The organism is Ancylobacter crimeensis (genome assembly GCF_023016805.1).
Taxonomy (GTDB): Bacteria; Pseudomonadota; Alphaproteobacteria; order Rhizobiales; family Xanthobacteraceae; genus Ancylobacter; species Ancylobacter crimeensis.
Genome location: NZ_JALKCH010000025.1, coordinates 1 through 1,017, shown reverse-complemented (window position 1 = coordinate 1,017; position 1,017 = coordinate 1). Strand labels below are relative to the sequence as shown.

1 protein-coding gene is annotated in these 1,017 nt (G+C 64.3%); it reads left to right on the top strand.

Annotated features, from left to right (window positions below; translation table 11 throughout):
• A partial coding sequence (gene tuf, locus MWN34_RS19535; protein WP_247030987.1) for an elongation factor Tu occupies window positions 1-1,014 on the top strand: 1,014 nt, incomplete at its 5' end.
• Window positions 1,015-1,017: the final 3 nt, after the last annotated feature.

The window sequence follows — 1,017 nt, the reverse complement described above, 5'->3', positions numbered from 1 at the left end:
GGGATCACGATCTCGACGGCGCATGTCGAGTATGAGACGAACAACCGTCACTACGCGCATGTGGACTGCCCCGGTCACGCGGATTATGTGAAGAACATGATCACGGGCGCGGCGCAGATGGACGGCGCGATTCTGGTGGTTTCGGCGGCGGACGGCCCGATGCCGCAGACCCGCGAGCACATCCTTCTGGCGCGCCAGGTGGGCGTTCCGGCGCTTGTTGTGTTCCTGAACAAGTGCGACATGGTGGACGATCCGGAGCTTCTGGAGCTTGTCGAGCTTGAGGTTCGCGAGCTTCTGTCGAAGTACGACTTCCCGGGCGACGACATCCCGATCGTGCGCGGTTCGGCGCTTGTGGCGCTTGAGAACGGCGACCCGGTGCTTGGGCGCGACGCGATCCTCGAGCTGATGACGCAGGTTGACGCCTACATCCCGCAGCCGGAGCGTCCGGTCGACCTGCCGTTCCTGATGCCGATCGAGGACGTGTTCTCGATCTCGGGCCGGGGCACGGTGGTGACGGGCCGCGTCGAGCGCGGGATCATCAAGGTCGGCGAGGAAGTCGAGATCGTGGGCATTCGCCCGACGGTGAAGACGACGGTGACCGGCGTCGAGATGTTCCGCAAGCTTCTGGACCAGGGGCAGGCTGGCGACAATGTCGGCGTCCTGCTGCGCGGCACGAAGCGCGAGGACGTGGAGCGTGGGCAGGTTGTGTGTAAGCCGGGTTCGGTGAAGCCGCACACGAAGTTCAAGGCCGAGGCGTACATCCTGACGAAGGAAGAGGGCGGCCGTCACACGCCGTTCTTCACGAACTACCGCCCGCAGTTCTATTTCCGGACGACGGACGTGACGGGCATCGTCACGCTTCCGGAAGGCACGGAAATGGTGATGCCGGGCGACAACATCACGGTCGATGTGGCGCTGATCGTTCCGATCGCGATGGAAGAGAAGCTGCGCTTCGCCATCCGCGAAGGCGGCCGCACCGTCGGTGCAGGCGTCGTCGCCTCCATCATCGAGTGATCG